The sequence below is a fragment of the Jatrophihabitans sp. genome (genome assembly GCA_036389035.1).
Lineage (GTDB): Bacteria > Actinomycetota > Actinomycetes > Mycobacteriales > Jatrophihabitantaceae > Jatrophihabitans_A.
In genome coordinates this window covers 35153-54153 of sequence record DASVQQ010000001.1, presented here as the reverse complement: position 1 = coordinate 54153, position 19001 = coordinate 35153, and the positions used below count along the sequence as shown (strand labels likewise).

19 protein-coding genes are annotated in these 19001 nt (G+C 70.8%); 8 read left to right on the top strand and 11 right to left on the bottom strand.

Features of this window, described 5'->3' with window-relative positions; genetic code table 11:
• Window positions 1–29 precede the first annotated feature (29 nt).
• From VF557_00290 to crtI, 3 genes are all read right to left on the bottom strand, one after another.
• Window positions 30–1121: a phytoene/squalene synthase family protein gene (locus tag VF557_00290; protein HEX8078624.1), complete on the bottom strand. Its 1092-nt coding sequence runs from the start codon at window positions 1119–1121 to the stop codon at window positions 30–32.
• Entirely contained in the window at window positions 1118–1765 is a 648-nt protein-coding gene (locus VF557_00285; GenBank protein HEX8078623.1) for a helix-turn-helix domain-containing protein, read from the bottom strand. Before VF557_00285 ends, VF557_00290 begins: the two co-directional genes overlap by 4 nt.
• 68 nt (window positions 1766–1833) lie before the next feature.
• A complete protein-coding gene (gene crtI / locus VF557_00280) occupies window positions 1834–3327 on the bottom strand; it encodes a phytoene desaturase family protein (GenBank protein ID HEX8078622.1) in 1494 nt (497 codons plus the stop codon).
• A 217-nt stretch (window positions 3328–3544) separates the two neighbouring features.
• Between crtI and VF557_00275 the strand changes: the two genes are divergently transcribed.
• The 4 genes from VF557_00275 (at window position 3545) to VF557_00260 (ending at window position 8937) form a co-directional block, all read left to right on the top strand.
• Entirely contained in the window at window positions 3545–4198 is a 654-nt protein-coding gene (locus tag VF557_00275) for a lysophospholipid acyltransferase family protein (GenBank protein HEX8078621.1), read from the top strand.
• Window positions 4195–5307: a glycosyltransferase family 2 protein gene (locus tag VF557_00270; GenBank protein HEX8078620.1), complete on the top strand. Its 1113-nt coding sequence runs from the start codon at window positions 4195–4197 to the stop codon at window positions 5305–5307. Before VF557_00275 ends, VF557_00270 begins: the two co-directional genes overlap by 4 nt.
• Window positions 5304–6482 carry a cytochrome P450 gene (locus tag VF557_00265; protein ID HEX8078619.1) on the top strand — a complete coding sequence of 393 codons (1179 nt, stop codon included), beginning with the start codon at window positions 5304–5306 and terminating at the stop codon, window positions 6480–6482. The genes VF557_00270 and VF557_00265 overlap by 4 nt, the downstream gene beginning before the upstream one ends.
• A 148-nt stretch (window positions 6483–6630) precedes the next feature.
• Window positions 6631–8937 (top strand): LamG domain-containing protein, encoded by a 2307-nt coding sequence (locus VF557_00260; GenBank protein ID HEX8078618.1) that lies wholly within the window; start codon window positions 6631–6633, stop codon window positions 8935–8937.
• A 16-nt stretch (window positions 8938–8953) separates the two neighbouring features.
• Here VF557_00260 and VF557_00255 read toward each other — a convergent pair whose 3' ends face one another.
• Window positions 8954–9748, bottom strand: coding sequence for a class I SAM-dependent methyltransferase (locus tag VF557_00255; protein ID HEX8078617.1), 795 nt, complete (start codon window positions 9746–9748; stop codon window positions 8954–8956).
• Window positions 9749–9925: 177 nt separating this feature from the next.
• On the opposite strand from VF557_00255, the gene VF557_00250 reads away from it, so the two are divergent.
• The gene (locus tag VF557_00250) at window positions 9926–10561 is read left to right on the top strand and encodes a hypothetical protein (GenBank protein ID HEX8078616.1); all 636 of its coding nucleotides are present in this window, start codon (window positions 9926–9928) and stop codon (window positions 10559–10561) included.
• Here VF557_00250 and VF557_00245 read toward each other — a convergent pair.
• The 6 genes from VF557_00245 to VF557_00220 form a co-directional block, all read right to left on the bottom strand.
• Window positions 10502–11155, bottom strand: coding sequence for an SIMPL domain-containing protein (locus VF557_00245; protein HEX8078615.1), 654 nt, complete (start codon window positions 11153–11155; stop codon window positions 10502–10504). The genes VF557_00250 and VF557_00245 overlap by 60 nt on opposite strands.
• A gap of 432 nt (window positions 11156–11587) precedes the next feature.
• Entirely contained in the window at window positions 11588–12121 is a 534-nt protein-coding gene (locus VF557_00240; GenBank protein ID HEX8078614.1) for a GNAT family N-acetyltransferase, read from the bottom strand.
• A 118-nt stretch (window positions 12122–12239) separates the two neighbouring features.
• Complete coding sequence (locus tag VF557_00235; GenBank protein HEX8078613.1) at window positions 12240–12848, bottom strand: hypothetical protein; 609 nt, start codon at window positions 12846–12848, stop codon at window positions 12240–12242.
• Window positions 12849–12857: 9 nt separating this feature from the next.
• On the bottom strand, window positions 12858–14006 hold the full coding sequence (locus VF557_00230; protein HEX8078612.1) for a zinc-dependent alcohol dehydrogenase: 1149 nt from the start codon (window positions 14004–14006) through the stop codon (window positions 12858–12860).
• Between the two features lie 125 nt (window positions 14007–14131).
• Complete coding sequence (locus VF557_00225; protein ID HEX8078611.1) at window positions 14132–14917, bottom strand: cytochrome c oxidase assembly protein; 786 nt, start codon at window positions 14915–14917, stop codon at window positions 14132–14134.
• A 12-nt stretch (window positions 14918–14929) separates the two neighbouring features.
• The gene (locus VF557_00220) at window positions 14930–15403 is read right to left on the bottom strand and encodes a DUF2243 domain-containing protein (GenBank protein ID HEX8078610.1); all 474 of its coding nucleotides are present in this window, start codon (window positions 15401–15403) and stop codon (window positions 14930–14932) included.
• A 102-nt stretch (window positions 15404–15505) separates the two neighbouring features.
• Between VF557_00220 and VF557_00215 the strand changes: the two genes are divergently transcribed.
• The 3 genes from VF557_00215 to VF557_00205 all read left to right on the top strand — a co-directional run bounded on the left by VF557_00215 (window position 15506) and on the right by VF557_00205 (window position 18613).
• Complete coding sequence (locus VF557_00215; GenBank protein ID HEX8078609.1) at window positions 15506–15793, top strand: DUF1905 domain-containing protein; 288 nt, start codon at window positions 15506–15508, stop codon at window positions 15791–15793.
• A 95-nt stretch (window positions 15794–15888) separates the two neighbouring features.
• Window positions 15889–17589 carry a glutamate--tRNA ligase family protein gene (locus VF557_00210; protein HEX8078608.1) on the top strand — a complete coding sequence of 567 codons (1701 nt, stop codon included), beginning with the start codon at window positions 15889–15891 and terminating at the stop codon, window positions 17587–17589.
• A gap of 10 nt (window positions 17590–17599) precedes the next feature.
• The gene (locus tag VF557_00205; protein ID HEX8078607.1) at window positions 17600–18613 is read left to right on the top strand and encodes an alpha/beta hydrolase; all 1014 of its coding nucleotides are present in this window, start codon (window positions 17600–17602) and stop codon (window positions 18611–18613) included.
• 139 nt (window positions 18614–18752) lie between these two features.
• On the opposite strand, the gene VF557_00200 is transcribed toward VF557_00205, so the two are convergent.
• Entirely contained in the window at window positions 18753–18896 is a 144-nt protein-coding gene (locus VF557_00200) for a hypothetical protein (GenBank protein HEX8078606.1), read from the bottom strand.
• Window positions 18897–19001: the final 105 nt, after the last annotated feature.

The following is a 19001-nucleotide window of genomic DNA, read 5'->3' as shown; positions in this document are numbered from 1 at the left end:
ATCGCCTGCCCAGCCGGGGTGGACGTCGATTAGCTGATCGTGCGGGCCCACATTGCCCGCAGCAACCCGCCGCCGGCCACCTTCACCCGACGCGGCAGGCTGACCGACGCCCGGCAGCTGAACACGTCGTGATCGAGCTTCTCGATCTGGTCGAGGATGGCGCCGTACAGCGTCCAGGCGGTCCGCAGGCAGTCCCTGGAACTGCGTTCGACGAGGTCGATGCCGGGCCAGGCCGAGCGGTACAGTCCGCGCGCCCGTTCGAGTTCGAAAGCGATGAGCTGCCGGATCGGCTCGCTGGCCGATCCGGTAGCCCGGGCCCGCAGCAGCGCCGCGCGGTCGACCCCGAACCGCTCGAGGGACTCCTGCGGCAGGTAGATCCGGCCACGGTCGAGGTCCTCGCCGACATCACGCAGGAAGTTGGTCAGCTGGAAGGCCAGCCCGAGGTCGGCCGCGTGCCGGCCCAGCCTGCTCCAGTCCACCCGCTCGTCCTCACGGCCCAGGATCGGCAGCATTTGCAGGCCGATCACGGCAGCCGAGCCCCACATGTACTTGGCCAGGTCATCGAAGTGCTGGTACTCGGTGACCGTCAGATCCATCCGCATCGAGTGCAAGAAGTCGACCAGGTGCTCCGGCGGTATCTGCCAGCGGTCGACGGTGTCGAGCACCGCCTGACAGATCGGGTGGGCCGAGACGCCCCGCTCCAGATCCGCGACGAAGGTCCGGGCCCAGGCGTCGAACCTGCGCGCTCGCTCAGCGGTGCTCAGCCGCGGGTCGAGGTCGTCGACGATGTCATCGGCGTAGCGGGCGAAGCCGTAGAGCGCGTGCACATAAGGCCTTTTGGCCGCTGGCAGCAGCCGGGTCGCCAGGAAGTAGGTCCTGCCGTGTTGGGCGTTGAGCGCCCGTGCCTGGACGTAACCGGCTTGCGCCGCCCGATCGTGGATTCCGGCTGCCCGCAGCTCGCGCCGGGCCCCCGCGCCGGGCTGGGACGCCGGGTTGAGCTGGCCCGGGCCACCGGGTGTGCTGCCGCGCCAGCGAGTGGCTGGGCCTGCGGACCCATCGACCGCGGCGGTGGCGACCCGGGTCGGTGACACCTGATTCTCCTTGTAGCGATTGCCTGTCATCGCGCTGCTTCCGTCTTGACCAGAGGGCCGAGCCCGGTGCGCAGGGTGCTGAAAACTTCGTCGATCAGGGGCTGCAGCTGCACCCGCGCCTGGCCCAGCGGCTGCCCATCGAGCAGCCGGGCCCGCAACTGCGCGCCGACCACCGCCTCGGCCGCCAGGTACTGGGCGGCAGCCAGCTCGACTGTCAAAGCAGGGGTGTCGGTGCCCAGTGCCTCAGCGAGGGCGCGGGTGAGAACCTGCCGGCGTTCGAGCTGGATGTGCTGCTCGCGGCGCTGCAGGTCAGGGCTCTCGACGACGGCCGCGTGGAAGCGAGCGACCTCGTCGGCGTCGGCGTCGGTGCGCCCGGCCGTCAGCTGGTAGAAGACCTGGTGGCGCAGCGCGAGAAGCACCGAGTCCCCGGGTGGGCAGCGTCGCACGGCATCGACCAGCGCGGCTTGCAGCGGCTCCACCTCGTCGAAGAACAAGTCCTCTTTGGTGTCGAAGTAGTTGAACACCGTGGCGACCGAGACGCCGGCCTGCCGCGCGACATCGGCGACCGTCACCGCGTCATAGCCGTGCTGGAAGAACAGCGACATCGCGGCCGCCCCGATGGCGTCCCGGGTTCGCCGCTTGTGCTGCTCTCGCAGTCCCAGTTGCTCGCTCACATCCACCTCTCGGGTCCTCGGCCGGTCGCCCCTGCTGTCAGGGCGCTCGCTGTCAGGGTCATCAGCCGCTAACCGCCGGTGATGCGGGCCGCCGCGAGCCGGCCCGACAGCAACACCATCGGAACTCCCACTCCCGGCTGGGTGTTGGAGCCGCAGAACACCAGGTTCTCGACCTGCCGGTCCAGGGTCGGAAACCGGAACGGCCCGGACTGGAAGAAGGTGTGAGCCGCCGCGAACGGGGCACCGGCGGCCAGTCCCTGGTCCTGCCAGTCCTGAGGGGTCACGACCACCTCGACCTCGACGCTCTGCTCGAAGCCGGGCAGGCCGCGCCGGTCCAGCGTGGCCATGATCTCGTCCCGGTAGCGCGGGCCGATGACCGGCCAGTCGATTGCCGCCCGGGTGTTGGGGGAGGGGAACAGGACGTAGTAGCTGGCCCGTCCCGGCGGCGCCATCGACGGGTCGGTCCGGCTGGGATTGCTCACCAGGAACGACGGATCACTCATCAGCCGGCCCTGGTCGATGATCTCGGAGAACGTCGTGCGCCAGGCCTGGCCGAAGAAGATGGAGTGGTGTGCCAGGTCGGGGTAGTGAGCCGTCGAGCCGGCGTGCACCAGCACGCACGACGGCGAGTACCGCAGGCGCGCCAGCCGGCGCGGGCGCGACCGGGCAGGCAGCAGCTGCTCGTAGGCAGTCGGCAGGTCGGCGTTAACGACCACGGCATCGGCGGGGATCCGGTCGCCGTCGCAGGTGAGCACCGCGCGGGCCCGGTTGCCCGAGACCTCGATTCGCTCGGCTTTCGTCCCGTAGCGAAAGGTGACTCCGTGCTCGGCGGCCGCGTCGGCCAGCGCCCGGGAGACGGCGTGCATGCCGCCGCGGGGAAAGTACACACCGGCGACCGTGTCCATGTAGGCGATCACGGCGTAGATCGCCAGCGCGTCCTGCGGCGCCAGCCCGGCATACATCGCCTGGAAGGAGAAGATCCGCCGCAACCGGTCGTCCTGCAGGTATTGCCCGACCTTGGGCGCCAGCCGCCGCAGGCCGCCCAGGGCCAGCAGCTTGATTCCGGCGCTGCCCAGCAGCTGCAACGGCGAATCGAGATTGCGGTCGATGAAGTTGCGCTGCTCCAGCCGGTACAGCTCGTTCAGGAACCGCACCAGCTCCCGGTAGCCGGCCGCGTCCCGGGGTGAGGCCACCTCGGCGATCTCGGCCGCCATCATCTCCAGGTCGGTGTGCACGTCGATCCTGGAGCCGTCGGCGAAGTTGGCCCGGTAGGCCGGGCTCAGCGGCAGCAGCTCGAGCCGGTCGGTCAGGCGCTCCCCGACGCAGGCCAGGGCGTCATCGATGAGCTCGGGCATCGTCAGCACCGTCGGGCCGGTGTCGAACTGGTAACCGTCCTGGCGCAGCACGCCGGCCCGGCCGCCGGGTTCGGCCGCCTGCTCGACGACGGTCACCCGGCGACCGGCGCCGGCCAACCGGAGCGCGGCCGACAGGCCGCCCAGGCCGGCTCCGATGATCACCACGTCATCGGTACGGCCGGGCACCACCCGCGATGTCCGGAGCATGAGGCGCCCCTCTCGGCTTCCCCCGCGCAGCCGCCAGGAGCTGTTGTCCCGCTGCGTCCAGTCAATGTTAGAGTCACTCTAGGTTCAAGAGCAGCCGCGCCACCACCCGAGGCCGTGAAACCAGCCACAGCGTGGCTTCAGACCCGGGTTCAGCCGCCCCGGGAGCTGCCATGCCCTGCATCGCGCGGACGAGCGCCGACCCGGCGGGCCGGCCGCGATGATCCAGCAACGGGCGCCCTTGCCGGCCCGAGCGCTGGGAGCCGGCTTCGAGCGGCTGGTGCGGCGCGGCCTGCGTGGGATCTGGACGCGCGGGCAGCTGCCGCCTGGTGGTTGCGTCTGGGCGGCGAATCACCACAGCTGGTGGGACGGCTTTCTGGCGGCCGCGGTGTTGCGCCGGCAGCGGCGGGCCGCGGCGCTGCTGATGGAAGGCGCCAACCTGTCCGACTACCGCTTCTTGACCTCGATCGGCGTTATCCCGACCGACCGCCCCCGGCAGGCGTTGACCAGCCTGCGCGACGGCCGGGTGCTGGTGATCTTTCCCGAAGGCGAGCTGAGACCGGCCGGTCCGCTCGGTGAGCTGGCGCCCGGCGCGGCGTGGCTGGCGCGGCGGGCCCCGGCGACGCTGCTGCCGGTCGCGGTGCGGGTAGCCGCCCGTGGCCACCAGTACCCCGAAGGCCTGATCGACATCGGAGCGCCCTGCCCGCCGGACCGGCTGGCCGCCGCTCTGGCCGGGCAGCTGGCCGGCCTGGACGCCACGCTGGCCGTCACCGATCCACGCGAGCCGCCGCCCGGGTTCCGATGCGTGGTGTCCGGGCGGTCCAGCTGGGACGAGCGGATCGATCGCTGGTCATCGAGGGTAGGCCGGCGGTGAGCGTCCTGTTCCGGGCAGTTCTGGGTTTCCTGCTGGTCAAGCTCACGACGCTGGCGATGAACCTGGCGTGGTTTCCGGTGCTGGGCAAAGGGCGTTCGGCAAGCGGGCAGCTCGGGTCACCGCACGACCCCGGGTCACCGCACGGCACGGTGTCGCTGCTGGTGCCGATGCGCGACGAGGCGGTCACCCTGATGCGGTTCCTGCCGGCGTTGCTGAACCAGTCGGGGGTCACCGAGCTGATCGTGCTGGATGACCAGTCCGGTGACGGCTCGGCCGCGCTGGCCCGGTCGATCATGGCCGGGTCGGCGCACGCCCGGCTGGTCAGCGGAACGCCGCCGCCGCCGGGTTGGGTGGGCAAGACCTGGGCCTGCGAGCAGCTGGCCGCCGAAGCGTCCGGCGAGCTGCTGGTCTACTGCGACGCCGACGTGCTGCTGGCTCCCGGCGCGATCGAGGCGGTGCTGCGGGCGATGGCCGAGCAGCGGGCCGACGTCTTCTCGGTCTTTCCCCGCCAGCTCACCGGCAGCCTCGGTGAGGCGCTGCTGACGCCCCTGATCGAGGATGTGCTGCTGTGCTTCCTTCCTTTCAGGCTGCTGTCGGTGGACGTGCCGGCAGCCGCCACCGCCAACGGGGCGTTGCTGGTGTTTCGCCGCCCGGCCCTGGACCAGCTTGCCGGGTTCTCCTCGGTGCGCTCGGAGATCGTGGAGGACGTCGCGCTGGCCAGGCGGACCCGGCGAGCGGGTCTGCGGCTCGGGCTCGCCCTGGGCGGTGACCTGGTGCAGACCCGGATGTACACCAGTTACCGCCAGGTCGTCGCCGGGCTGGGCAAGGGATTGCTCGCGGTGACCGGGGGATCGCGGTGGCGGCTGGTCGCGGCCGCCGGCTGGCACCTGGCCGCCTACACGCTGCCACTGGTCGCGGCGAGCCAGCGCCGGCGCTGGCTGTTGCCGTTCGGGTTGGGGCTTGCCGAGCGGCTGCTGGTCGGGCTGAAGTGCCATCCCAGGGCTGCCTGGCAGGCGGGCCTCACCCCGCTGAGCCCGATCGCGTTCCTTCCGGTGGCCATCCAGGCGATGCGCAGGCAGCAGAGCTGGAAGGGCCGCAGCTACCCGTGACAGCCCCCGCGCCTCGATCTCAACCGGTGGTCGGCCACCTCGGCCGGTGGGGCCGGCAACCGCTGCCGCTGCTGGAGGAGGGCGCGGCGCTGGGCCCGGTGTTCAGCCTGCGGCTGTGGCGAAGCACCATCGTGGGCTACTCACCGGACTGGAACCGGTTCGTGCTCGGTGACCTGGATCTTTTTCGCAGCAGGGGCAGCATGAGCGGGTTGTCACCGCACCTGGCGGCGGGCATCGTGCAGACGGAGGCGCCGCGGCACCGGCAACGCCGCGCCGAGCTGAACCCGCCCTTCGCCCGGCGACCGATCTCGGCCCTTCGCCCGCGTATCCGCGCGGTGCTCGACCGCACCCTGCCCAGTGGTGAGTTCGACGCGGTGGCCTGGTCTGCCTCGGTCACCCGCGAGATCCTTGCTGCCACGTTCTTCGGCGGCGCGCTGCCGGACCGGACGCTGGACGCCTTCCTGCGACCGCTGGACAGCCCGCTGCCCGGGCCGTTGCTGCGCCGGCCCGCCCTGTTCCGGCGAATGAACCGTGCCCTGGAGCGGGCGCTGCCCGAAGCGCCGGAGGGTTGCCTGGCCACCGCGTTCCGCGACCTTCCGGGCGGGCTGGAGGAGGTGCGGGTCGCCCTCAGCGCGGGCTATGACACCACCGCGCACACCATGGCCTGGTTGCTCTACCACGTCGGCCGCCAGCCGGAACTGCTCGCCGCCGAGCAGCGGCCGCTGGCGGTCAACGAGGTGTTGCGGCTCTACCCGGCGGGGTGGCTGGGCAGTCGCCGGGCCGCCCGGGACACGGCGTTCGAAGGCATCTCGATCCCGCGGGGCGCCCTGGTGCTCTACAGCCCCTACCTGACCCATCGCGATCCGCGGTTGTGGCCGGAGCCGCTGCTGTTCCGGCCACAACGATTCCTCGATCCGCTGCCGGCGTGGGGTTTCCTGCCGTTCGCGGCCGGTGAGCGGACCTGCCTGGGCAGCGCCTACGCCAGGCTGGTCCTGGACACCGTGCTGGAGGCGTTCGCCGGCAGCCGGCTCAGCGTGGTGGCCGGGGACCCGAAACCCCGGGCCGGCATCACGCTGGCGCCGGCCGGCCCGCTGCTGCTGCGGCGGGAGCAGCGCTCGATGGCTGCCCATGGCGACCGGGCGGCTGACGCCCCCGCCGGCCGCCAGCCGCGGTAGCGCCTTGCTTAACCCGCCAGCGCGGGTTAACTTATTAGCAAGGATCTAACAACTGGGCAGCCAGCAGGCGCTGACCCCCATCCGCACTGCCGCTTGGGCGTTGAGCGGTCAGCGGTTACCGTGAAGTGCCTATCAACACGGGGGAACAATGCGCGCTAAGCGCCTCATCGCGAGCATCGCCACGACCATTCTGGTGGCCTCCGGCCTCTCGCTCGTGCAGGGCGCCGCTCCGGCCGCCGCGATCGAGGGGCCGTTGCCGTCCAATGTCGCGCCGACCTGGCAGACCAACGGGCAGGTGACGGCCATCGCGGTGGTGGGGGAAAATGTCTACATCGGTGGCAGATTCACCAGCGTCCGGCTGCCCGGGCGGCCCATCGGCTCGGGTGAGATAGCTCGCAACCACCTCGCCGCGTTCGAGGTCGCCACCGGTCGGCTGGTCACCTCGTTCAATTACGACGTCAACGCTCCGGTGCACTCCCTGCAGTCCAGCGCCGACGGCAAGACCCTCTATGTCGGCGGTGACTTCAGCACCGTCAACGGCGTCGCCCGCAACCGGCTCGCGGCCATCACCGTCCCGACCACCGCTGTCCCGGCCGGCGTCCTGACCTCCTGGAACCCCGGCGCCAACGCCCGGGTGACCAGCATCGCCGCCTCCCATTCGGCGGTCTACGTCTCCGGCTCGTTCACCTCGGCCGGCGGCGCCGCCAAGCAGCGGCTGGCCGCGCTGAACCCGGGCACCGGCGCGGTGCTGCCGACCTTCACAGCCGCTGCGGACAACGTGGTCTACCAGCTCGCGCTGTCGTCGGGTGGCACCAAGCTCTACCTGGCCGGCGCCTTCCAGAGCGTGAACGGCGACCCGGACTCTCACGCCGCGGCGGTCCTCGACAGCGCCACCGGCACGATCCTGCCGTTTCCGGCCGGTTCGGTGATCCCGCCCCGGACCGCCTCCTGCATCGTCGAGGCCAAATCCGTCAAGACCGACAGCAGCGGCGCGTACTTCGGCGTCGAGGGCTCGGGCCTGGGCTGCTTCGACGGAACGTTCGCCGCCAATAACGATGGCACGCTGCGCTGGCAGAGCAAGTGCCTGGGCGCGACCCAGGCGGTGCAGCCGATCGGCGGCATCCTCTACACCGGTTCGCACACCCACGACTGCAGCGGTGATCGGCCCGCCGACCCGAACGCCTTTCCCGAGCTGGGCTCACTCAAGGGGCTGTCACGGCACCTGCTGTCACGCTCGACCACGAACGGGCTGCTGGGCACCTGGTACCCCAACACCGACGGCGGTCCGAACAACGCCGGCCTGGGCCCGCGGGTGATGGCCACCGACGGCAGCCAGCTGTTCGTCGGCGGTGAGTTCACCACCGTCAACGGCCTGCCCCAGCAGGGTTTCGCCCGGTTCGACCCGGCCACCGGTGATCTGGCCAGCCCGTCGCGCCCGGCCCCGCCCACCGCGGTCGCCCGGGCCGGCGGCAAGGTCTCGATCTACGTCCAGACCTCGCTGGACACCGATGACACCCACTTGACCGTCCGGCTCTTCCGGGACGGCGGCAGCACGCCGATCGCCACTGCGGCGGTGAACTCGCTGTTCTGGAAGCGCCCCGTGCTGACCTTCAGCGACGACGCGCTGCCCGTCGGCACCAGCCACAGCTACACGGCCGACGTCAAGGAGACCTCCGGCCCTCGCGTCGGTCCCAGGTCGCTGCCCAGCCGGACCATCACGGTGATCAGGACGGCCACGGGCTACCCGGCCGCGGTCGACCCGGACAGCCCGGTGCTGTTCTGGCGCCTCGGTGACGCGGGCAGCCCGCTCACCGCGGACAGCTCCAACACCAAGAACCCGGGCGGCCTCACCCTCGGCGGCGGCGGCCTCAGCTACAACGCCGCCGGCGCGATCGCCGGAAACACCGCCGTCACGCTGAACGGCACCACCGGCTACATCTCCGCCACCCGCGGCCAGAACTCGCCGGGCACCTTCTCGATCGAGGCCTGGTTCAAGACCACCAGCGTCAAGGGCGGCCGCATCTTCGGCTTCGGCAACCAGCAGGGCGGCCTGGACCTCTACGGCAACCCGGTGCCCAGCCGGCAGTACGACAAGCACCTCTACCTGGCCAATGACGGGCGGCTGGTGTTCGGCGTCCACGCCGGCCGGGCCATCACCCTGACCACCCCGGGCCGCTACAACAACGGGGCGTGGCACCACGTCGTCGGCACCCAGGGACCGCTGGGCATGACCCTCTACGTCGACGGCCGCAAGATCGCCCAGAACACCCAGGCCACCAACGCGCAGTACTACGGCTACTGGCGGATGGGCGGTGACAACCTCACCGGTTGGCCGCTGGCACCGACCAGCAGGTTCCTCGCCGGCACCCTGGACGAGGTGGCCGTCTACAACCGGGTGCTCGCCCTCACCTCGGTGCAGCGGCACTACGTCGCCTCCGGACGCCGGCTGTCCTGAGCGGGACTGCCGGCGGCTAGGACGGCTTGCGGGCGCTCACCACGAACGCCGCCAGGTCGCCGTCCACCGGCCCTGCGCCCAGCCTGGCGGTCATCTCCTCCCGCAGCGAGCGGGTAAGGCCCTCCAGCGAGCCGCGTTCCTGCAAGGCAAAGCGCAGCGGCGTCCCCAGGCAGAATCCTCTGGCGAGCTCCTCAACGGTGGAGCTGCCGCGCAGCACGACCCGCTCGATGCCCTCGACCACCAGCCCACCGGCCTGCAGGTCCGCGGTGATCCGCTCCGGATCGTGGTAGCCGTGCGGCACCCGGACGACGAAGTCCGGTGAGCCGTCTCCCAGCATCGCGGTGAGGCCGTCGACCATCGCCGCCGGGAAGTCCGAGGTCTCCACCGCGTCCCACACGGTGAACAGCAACGGCGCGCCCGGTTCCAGGACCCGCGCCGCTTCGGCGAAGGCGGCCGGCTTGTCCGGAAAGAACATCACGCCGAACTGGCAGACCACCAGGTCGAAGGAGCCCTCGGGCAGCTCGAGTCGTTGCGCGTCGGCCTGCAGCCAGGTCGGGCCGGGGACCCGGCCGGCGGCCCAGGACACCATCGCGGGATTGAGGTCGGTGGCGGTGATCTCGGCGTCGGGCAGAGTGCGCAGGAGTTCGGCCGTCAGGATGCCGGTGCCGGCGGCGAGTTCGAGCACTCGCCGGGGAGCCAGCCGCGCGGCCGCCGCGGCGACGTGCTGGGCGTACGGCGCGAACAGCGCCGGCCCGAGGCAGGTGTCATACACCTCGGGCATGCTGGTGACCCACTGCGAATCGGTGTCCATCCTGCTGATCATGGGGCAACGAGCCCACCGGGGCCAACTCGACCGGTCGGAAGGTCAGAGCGAGCCGATCCACTGTGAACCGTCGGGCGGGCGTTGCATCCTGGGTAGGGCGTTGCGTCCTGGGTAGGGCGTTGCGTCCTGGGTAGGGCGCTGCACCCTGGAGGGGAGGAGGTCGTCATGTCCATCGACGCGTCCACATCACTGTCGAGCGATGCCGCACCCACCGTGCTCGGCTTTCCACGCCGGCTGGCCGAACGCAGCCGGCTGCTGCGGCGCGAGCGGGCCAACGAGCTGTTGGTCGAGCTGCATTCGGCCCGGGCGCTGGTCACCGACGCCGCCAGGGTGGTGGCTGCCGGCTGGGTCCAGCGGGCCTGGTTCGCCTACCGGGACGAGCAGGGCCGCGAGCGTTTCGTCGGTGCGCACGACCTGCACCGGATCACCGGCCGGCAACCCACCGCCGCCTGCCTGGTCGGCGCGGTGGTGCATGCCGCGGGTGGCCTGCCGGCCGCCCGCACCGAACGGGTTCACCGCGCCCTGAACCTGACCTGGCAGGCGTGGTCCGGCGGCAGCGCCGAGCCGATCGGCTTCTGGCCGTCTCCGGTGACCCGGCTGGCCCGGGTCCGCGACCTCACCGCGTGGAACGATCAACCTCAGCGCCGAGCCGAGGACGTCACCGCTCTGCTCGATGCCGCCAGCCAGGTAGCTGCCCGCCAGCTGGCCGGAATGTCGCACCGGCGGCAGGGCAGTCGATGCTCAACTGATGTCGTAGACGAGGTCGACCGAGACGATCAGCTCCAACTGGCCGGCTTGTAACGGCACCGACTCCGCCGCCCCGGCAGCTGAGCGCATGTCATAGCTGATCGAGTGACCTGGATCCATCAGTTCGGTGAGGGACCGGATCCGGCCCAGGCTGACGCCGGCCGCCTTGGCAAGCTCGGCGGCCTGGGCCTTGGCCTGCTCGACCGCCCGGGCTCGGGCCTGGGCGCGCAGGGCGCTGTCGTCACCGACCGAGAACGAGATCTGCTGGACCCGCACGGCGTTTCCGACGGCGCGGGCGGCCGCGTCGATGAGCGCGCCGGCGCCGGCGATGTCGCGCGTCGTCGCCTGCACCATGTTGTCGACCTGGTATCCGGTGATGGTTGCCTTGTCGCTGTAGGTCGGGTGGATGTTCAGCTGGCGGGTCTGCAGGTCCTTGGCGGCGACGCCGCTTGATCGCAACAGGTTCAGCAGCGCGTTGCTCTTGGCGTTGTTGGAATCCAGGGCTGCCTTGGCGCTGGACGCCTGCGTCGAGACGCCGATCATGATCGTGAGCGTGTCGGGGGTGCCGCTGGCCCTGCCCACGCCACGAGTCGTGATGGTGTGGCCGTCCAACGTCGCGGGCGTGCTGACCGGCGCGGCTGCTGCCATGGGAAGCGCTCCTCTCATCTGGCTCGACACGCTCACCGCCGCCGCCGCGTCAATGGTTGTCGGGCCCATCGGTTTCCCTGTCCCCATCGACCCACCCCCCATCGACGTCCCGCTTCCCATGGACGTTCCTCCGCCCATCGGCTCCGGGGCGCCGACCATCGGTTCCTGGGCGCCGACCGCGGTCCCCCCGATCGGCGCCGTGTCGACAGGGGCTGGGCGGTCCTTGCTGCCGCCGCACGCGGTGAGCAGCAAGCCTGCGACGGCGACCGGGACTGCGGTGCGTGCGACGGTGAGCATGTCGGTCCTCCAGGTGGCGTGCCGGCAGCTGGGCGTGCCGACATACCCCCTAGATGACGTCGGGCCCGGAAAACGTTGCACCCGGTCAGCCGGTCACCCGGTCAGCCGCGCGCGGAGTGATCTCGCTCGCCCGTCTCACCAGGTGTCGCCGTCACGCCAATCGCAGACCAGCTCGCCTCGCCAGTCCAGCTCGGCCGACATCGGCAGGACGTAGATCCAGCCGTCCTCCTCCTCGGTCCGCACGACGCCGGTCAGGGTGAGCGCCGAGGTGGGTCCTTGCCAGCGACGCCACCCGCGGCCGGTGTAGAACGGCACCGCCTCCTCGGTGGCTCCCAGGGCTCCCAGCTCGTAGGCGTTGCGCGCCAGTTGCTCCAACGCCGCCATCATCGTCGCGCCGTGCCCGCGCCGCCGGGCCGTCGCGCGCACCCCCACGCCTTCGAGGTAGCCGGTGCGCAATGCTCGGCCGTTGTGCAGCAGCCGTCGTTGGATCAGGGCGGCGTGCCCGACCAGCTCATCGCCTTCCCACACCAGGGCATGCACTCCGCCGAGGCAGTGCTCCCAGTCCTGCTCGGTCAACTCCCCGTCGAAGACCTGGTCGAGCAACTGGTGGGCCGCGCTCAGGACGGCCGGGTCGAGCTGGCCGGTGTGGGCCAGGACAAGCTTGGTCATGCCGGCATTCTCCACCGAGCGCCGGCTGGCTTCCTCCCACCGAGCGCCGCTGGCTTCCTCCCACCGAGCGCCGCTGGCTTCCCACCGAGCGCCGCTGGCGCGGGGACGCCGGATGGGGCTAGCCGCGCGAGCGCCGCACGCGCCGCACCGAGGCCCTGACCAGCCGGTAGCCGAGCACGCCGCGCAGCGCCCACGGAGCGCCGACGATGATCGGGTCCAGCCACTGGTGCTTGACGTCGGTGCGCTTCTTGCCCAGCCGGGAGGACAGCCCGTGATGGGAGAACTCGCTCAGGACGCCGGTCTCGGTCACCGGGTTGTCCGGCCGGCGGCTCACCATCGAGGCCAGGTTGGCCTCCACGGAGTTCACCCGGTCAGCGGCGATCAGGAGCAGCCAGTGGGCGGCTCGCGCTTCGCTGTAACGGCGGTAGGCGTACTTGCGGATCGCTCCGGACAGCCCGGTGGGCGGGCAGGAGGTGCCGAAGACCGGGGTGAGAAAGGCGTGCTCGATCGAGCGCTCCCGGGGCCACTTCTCAGGCTGGCGCTCGGGAAAGTCCCAGTGCGCGCCGGTGGGCTCGAAGCGTTCCCGCGGCACCGAGGGGCGGTCGTGGGGGTCCAGGTCGGCTCCCCAGCCGGGAATGGTGGCCCGCAGCTCGTCGATCGGAACCGGCAGCGATGGCTTGTCCGGCGTGTAGACCGGCAGCGACGGCTTGTCCGGTGTGTAGACCATGATTGCTCCCTACGCGGCGTTCGGAACGACGAGCGGCTTGATGCAGTCATCGAGCTTGGCGGAGAAGATGTGGTAGCCCTCGGCGATGTGCTCCAGCGGGATGCGATGGGTGACGATGTCGCTGGGCTTGAGGTAGCCGTTGCGGATGTGCTCGAACAGCCGGGGCCACTGCCGCTTCACCGGGCACTGGTTCATCCGCAGCGTCAGGCCCTTGTTCACGGCGTCCCCGAACTTCACCGCGCTGAAGATCGGGCCGTAGGCGCCCACCACCGAAACGGTGCCGCCCTTGCGCACCGAGTCGATCGCCCAGTTCAGCGCGACCGGCGAGCCGCCCTGCAACTTCAACTTCGCGGCCGCCACGTGCTGCAGGAAGTTGCCGTCGGCCTCCGCGCCCACCGCGTCGATGACGACGTCCGCGCCGAGGTGGTCGGTCGCCTTCTTCATCTCCACCACGATGTCGTCGTACTCGGTGAAGTTGTAGGTCTCGGCGTGGGCGAAGCTCTGCGCCTTGTCCAGCCGGTACTGCAGGTGGTCGATGACGATCACCCGGCCGGCGCCCATCAGCCACGCCGACTTGGCCGCGAACAGGCCCACCGGGCCCGCGCCGAACACCACGACCACGTCGCCCTCGACGATGTCGCCGAGCTGGGCTCCGAAGTAGCCGGTCGGCAGGGCGTCGGTCAGCAGCACCGCATCCTCGTCATCCATCCAGTCGGGGATGATGCTGGGCCCGACATCGGCGAAGGGCACCCGGACGAACTCGGACTGGCCGCCGTCATAGCCGCCGCAGGTGTGGGAGTAGCCATAGATGCCCCCGACCGCGGTGGCGTTGGGATTGACGTTGTGGCAGTTGGAGTAGAGCCCGCGCGCGCAGAAGAAGCACGAGCCGCAGTAGACGTTGAACGGCACCATCACCCGGTCTCCGGGCTGGAGGTTGCGCACCGAGGGCCCGACCTCGTGCACCACGCCGATGAACTCGTGCCCGAACGTCATGCCGATTCGGGTGTCGGGCATCATGCCGTGATAGAGGTGCAGATCCGATCCGCAGATGGCGCCCAGGCTCACCCGCACGATCGCGTCATTCGGGTGTTCGATGGCCGGGATGTCTTTCTCCTCGACCCGGATCCGGTACGGCCCGCGATACACCATGGCTCGCATGTGTCCCTCCGCAGGGAAGCGGCCCTGAGGCTCGGTCCGGACGAGTCACAGCTTGACTTCGGGACCGGCGACCGCGTCTTCACCCTAACCCCGCGCCGCGCTGACCCGCCATGCCCTGGCTGCCTTCAGTCCGATCGACGAGCCGGCCGCCGCGCCGGAGGGCGCGCTGCCCGGTACCACTGGGCGCAGAACAGCACGATCAGGGCGAGTGCCAGCAGGTCGCCGCCGTAGTACATCAGCAGCGCGCCGCTTTCGGCCGCCGCGGCCGGCGTCCCCGCGGGAGGGTGGCCGTAAAGGTGCTTGGCCAGGATCGAATGGGCGGCGATGGCGAGCACCACCACGACCAGTCGCAACCGGAAGCTCCTGCGATGCGGCGCGGGGTCGACGCCGACGATGGAGGCGGTGAAGAGGTAGCCGGTGAGAAAGAAGTGGGTCAGCAGGAGAGGGTGCAGGGCCGGCTTGCCCAGCATCGCGGCGCCGAGCGGGGTCGCGTAGAGCGCCCACAGCGAGCCGACGTTGAGGATCGCCGCCGGCGCCGGGTCGGTCAGGAACCGGGCGGGCCGGCTGTTGAGCAACCGTGAGACCCGACGCGCGCGGCCCACGTCGAGCGCGCGCAGCGCCAGGGTCACGGGGGCGGACAGCACGATCAGCAGCGGGGCGAGCATCCCGACCAGCAGGTGGGCGGCCAGGTGCGCCGCGAAGTCGTGGTGTGCCGCGTCGGCGAGCGGGCCGAGGGCCGCCGTCGCGATCGTGGCGAGCCCGAGCAGCCACAGGATGCCGCGATGAGCGGGCCAGGCGGTGGCGCCGGCCCGCGTCCGGGAGCGGGCGGCCGCCAGGTAGAGCACCGCGGCCACGGTCAGCGACGCCAGCAGCAGCCAGCTCGCCCCGGGCTGGCCGTGATCCTCGGGCACTGTCCTCGGCGCTCAGCGGGACGGGCGCCGGCCGGCCGCGACCGTCAGCGCGACACCCAGTGCCAGCAGTGCCAGCGCGAAGGCGTTCCACGCGAGGTCATAGGGCAGGATCTCGACGCCGTAGCGGATCTGGTGCACGCCCAGGACCTTGTGGTCGATGACGCCGTCCCAGAGCTGGAACAACCCCGCTCCGGTGAAGAAACCGGCCCAGGCCGCGACGGGTGAGAACGCGTTCCTGCGCCGGGCGTCGGCGAGCAGGAAGAAACCGGCCACCAGCGCGACCAGTTCGGCCGCGTGCAGCACCCCGTCGGAGAGCAGGCCGATCTCGGAGGTCGACCTGTCATAGAAGTGGTGCCAGTTCAGCAGCTGGTGGAACACGATCTCGTCGACGCCGGCCATCACGGCGGCGCCGATGGCGAACGCCGACCAGTACGACTTGTCCCGCAACGCAGACGCCCGCTCGAAGCGGGGTGCAGCTGGCGCCATCGGCCCCCCCGTTCGAGTCGGCGCTTCTTCCATGGAAACCCTACGTGCGCTGTCGAAGCCGCGCCTCGACCGCTGGAACCGGCCGGCGCCTATCCTGGGCGGATGAACCTGGAGTTCAGCGGCGAGCTGTGGTTCTGGAAGGGCCCCGCACCCTGGCACTTCGTCACCGTGGGGGAGCCGCAGTGCCACGAGCTGGAAGCTGCGTCGGCGATCGTGTCCTACGGCTGGGGCATGATCCCGGTCACGGCGCGGATCGGCCGGACCAGCTGGGCGACGTCGCTGTGGCCCAAGGACGGGCGCTACATCGTGCCGGTGAAGGCCTGGGTGCGAAAGGCCGAAGGGCTCGAACTGGGTGACATCGTGACGGTGCGGCTCGGCCTGGGGGCCTGACCGCCGCCGGCGATCACGTCGGCCGAGGGTGAAGTAGGCTTGCCGGATTCGACGAATCCGCGGGCCAGCTGAGCCCCAAGCCCGGCGAGGCGGTTATGTCCAATCTGCGTGCGACGGCCCTGGACCGAGCAGACGTCGATCAGCTGTTCCCCTCCGACCTTCCGTCGCCGGCCGACTGGGAGCGCGCCTACCCGCCCCGTGACCTGCCCAGCGGCGCGCAGGTCACCCGGTTCGGGCCCTCACCCACCGGGTTCGTGCACATCGGCGGCCTCTACGCCGCGCACATCAGCCAGGACGTCGCCCGCCACTCCGGCGGCGTCTACTTCGTCCGGATCGAGGACACCGACCAGTCCCGTGAGGTCGAGGGCGCCCTCGTCCAGTTCGACCGGGCCTTCAGCTACTTCGGCCTGCACTCCGACGAGGACGACGTCACCGGGGGCTACGGGCCCTACCGGCAGTCCGAGCGCGCTCGCATCTATGAGACCTACGCCCGCGAGCTGATGCGCACCGGTCAGGCCTACCCGTGCTTCGCCACGGCCGAGGAGCTTGCCGGGATCACCGAGCGCCAGAACGCGGCCAAGGAGGCGCCGGGTTACTACGGCAAGTGGGCGATCTGGCGTGACGCCGACCCCGACCGGGTGCGCGCGATGCTGGACGCTGGCACGCCCTACGTCATTCGGCTGCGCGCCCCCGATGACCCGGGCCGGATCACGTTCACCGACGTGGTGCGCGGTGAGCGTGAGCTGGACGGCAACCGCAACGACGCCGTTCTCCTCAAGTCCTCCGACCGCTCGCCGCGGTTGCCGACCTATCACTTCGCCCACGCCGTCGATGACCACCTGATGCGGGTGACCACGGTGGTGCGCGGTGACGAGTGGTTCTCCTCCATCCCGTTGCACGTGCAGCTGTTCGAGGCGCTCGGGTTCGACCGGCTGGACTACGCCCACATCGCGCCGCTGTCCAAGCCGGTCAAGGGCGGCCGGCGCAAGCTGTCCAAGCGCAAGGACGTCGAGGCCAGCGTCGACTTCTACATCGAGGCCGGCTACCCGGCTGAGGCGGTGCTCTACTACCTGCGCGGCCTGGCCAACGGCCGGCTGGCCGAGCTGCCCGAGCCCGAAGCGCTCAGCACGCCCATCCGGCTGGACCTGCTCGGCGTCGCCGGCCCGCTCGTGGACCTGGTCAAGCTCGAGGACATCAGCGCCGATCACATCGGCACGATGGCGGACCGGGCCGTGTACGACGAGCTGCTGGTGTGGGCGACGGCGTATGACCCGGAGCTGGCCGTGGTGCTGCGCGCCGAGCAGGAGCAGGCGCTGCGGGCGCTGTCGGTCGAGCGCGGCGGCGTGGCCAACCCGCGCAAGGACCTGCGCAAGTGGAGCGACTTCCGCGCCCACTACGCCTTCTTCTTCACCGCGCTGTTCCAACCGGTGACGGGATTCGACGATGAGCGCGTGCAGGCCCTCGGAGTGGACGCCGACGCGGGCGCGGCCTTCGTGCGGCTGCTGGTGGAGCGCTATCGCGCCGATCCGGACTCAGACGCCTGGTTCGCCCAGATCCGGTCGGCGGCCGCCGAGGCCGGGTTCGCGGCCAGTGCCGCCGAGCGCCGGGCCGATCCCGATCGCTACGCGGGGGTTTTCAAGGACGCTGCGCAGCTCGTCCGGGTCGCGATCACCGGATCGCCCCGCAGCCCGGACCTGCACGCGATCAGCGAGGTGATCGGGGCGCAGGAGTTCCTGCGGCGGCTCACCCCCTTGGTGAGCCACCCACCCGGTGACCAGCCACCACGCGCTGGCTAGGAGTCAGGTAGTGAGCGAGACAGAACACGACGTCGCATGGCAGCCCGACATCCTGGGTGAGGGCTACGTCCAGCAGGTGATCGACCTGGGCGCTGACCCGGACGGCGAGGGTGACATCGCGGCGGTGCTGGTCCGGCGCGACCGGCGTGCCACGGAGGTCTCGCACGGCGCGGTGCTCTACGTGCACGGGTTCTCGGACTACTTCTTCCAGACCGAGCTGGCCGACTTCTTCGCCGACCGCGGGTTGGCGTTCTTCGCCCTGGACCTGCGCAAGTCCGGCCGGTCCCGCCGGCCGGGGCAGACAGCGCATTACGTCTCGGACCTGGCCCGCTGTGACGCCGAGCTCGAGGCGGCGCTGGACATCGTGGCCGGCGAGCACCCCGGGCAGCCGGTCGTGGTCGTCGCGCACTCGACGGGCGGGCTGATCACGCCGCTCTGGCTGGATCGCCGCCGGCAGGCCGGCCGGGTCGCTCCGATCGCCGGGCTCGTCCTCAACAGCCCGTGGTTCGACCTGCAGGGCAGGGCCGTGCACCGTGGCCCGCTGACCCAGGCGCTGCGCGTGCTCGGCCGGGCGCAACCGCTGCGCCAGCTGAGGCTGCCTACCGGCGTGTACGGCTCGACGATCCACACCAGCGGCACCGGTGAGTGGTCCTTCGACCTGGAGCTCAAGCCGCTGGAGGGGTTCCCGGTGACCGTCGGCTGGGTCAACGCGGTTCGCCGTGGTCACGCCCGGCTGCACCGCGGCCTGGACATCGGGGTGCCGTCCCTGGTGTTGCGCTCGGACCGCACGCACTTCTCGACCCGGTACTCCGACATCAGCGACCGGGCTGACGTGGTGCTCGACGTCCGGCAGATCGCGCGCTGGGCCGGTTGCCTGGGCGGCGAGACCACCGTGGTGCCGATCGCCGGGGCGCGGCACGACGTCTTCCTGTCCCGGGCGGAACCGCGGCAGCAGGCCTATGCCCGCCTGGACCGCTGGCTCGGCGAGCACGCGCTGATGGCGGAGTTCCCGACTCGCGATTGAGTTCTGTCCCGAGGCGCGGAGCATTTACTTCGATGGGGTGCTTCGATGGGGTGCTTCGACGGCGATGACCGGAACATAGGTCCCGGCCGGGTACTCGGTCACCGAGTAACCCGGCCGGGCTGTCGTTTTCGTCCTCGGGTCAGGTCGGAGCCGTGCCGCCGCCCATGTACGGATTCGGCTCCATCGGCGGGTCGTCGTCTGCGGAGTCCTTATCCGGTAGCGGTGGCAGCGTCTGGTCGCTGTCGTCCTCAGCGGTCGGGTCGGGGATGACTGGTTCGCTCATGAGACGCTCCTCGGGGTCGGCGTTGCTTCACACACATCAGACGCACGGGATGGCTGATTGGTTGCTTGCTATCTCAGTGCGGTACCGGCGTCGCACTGCCTGATA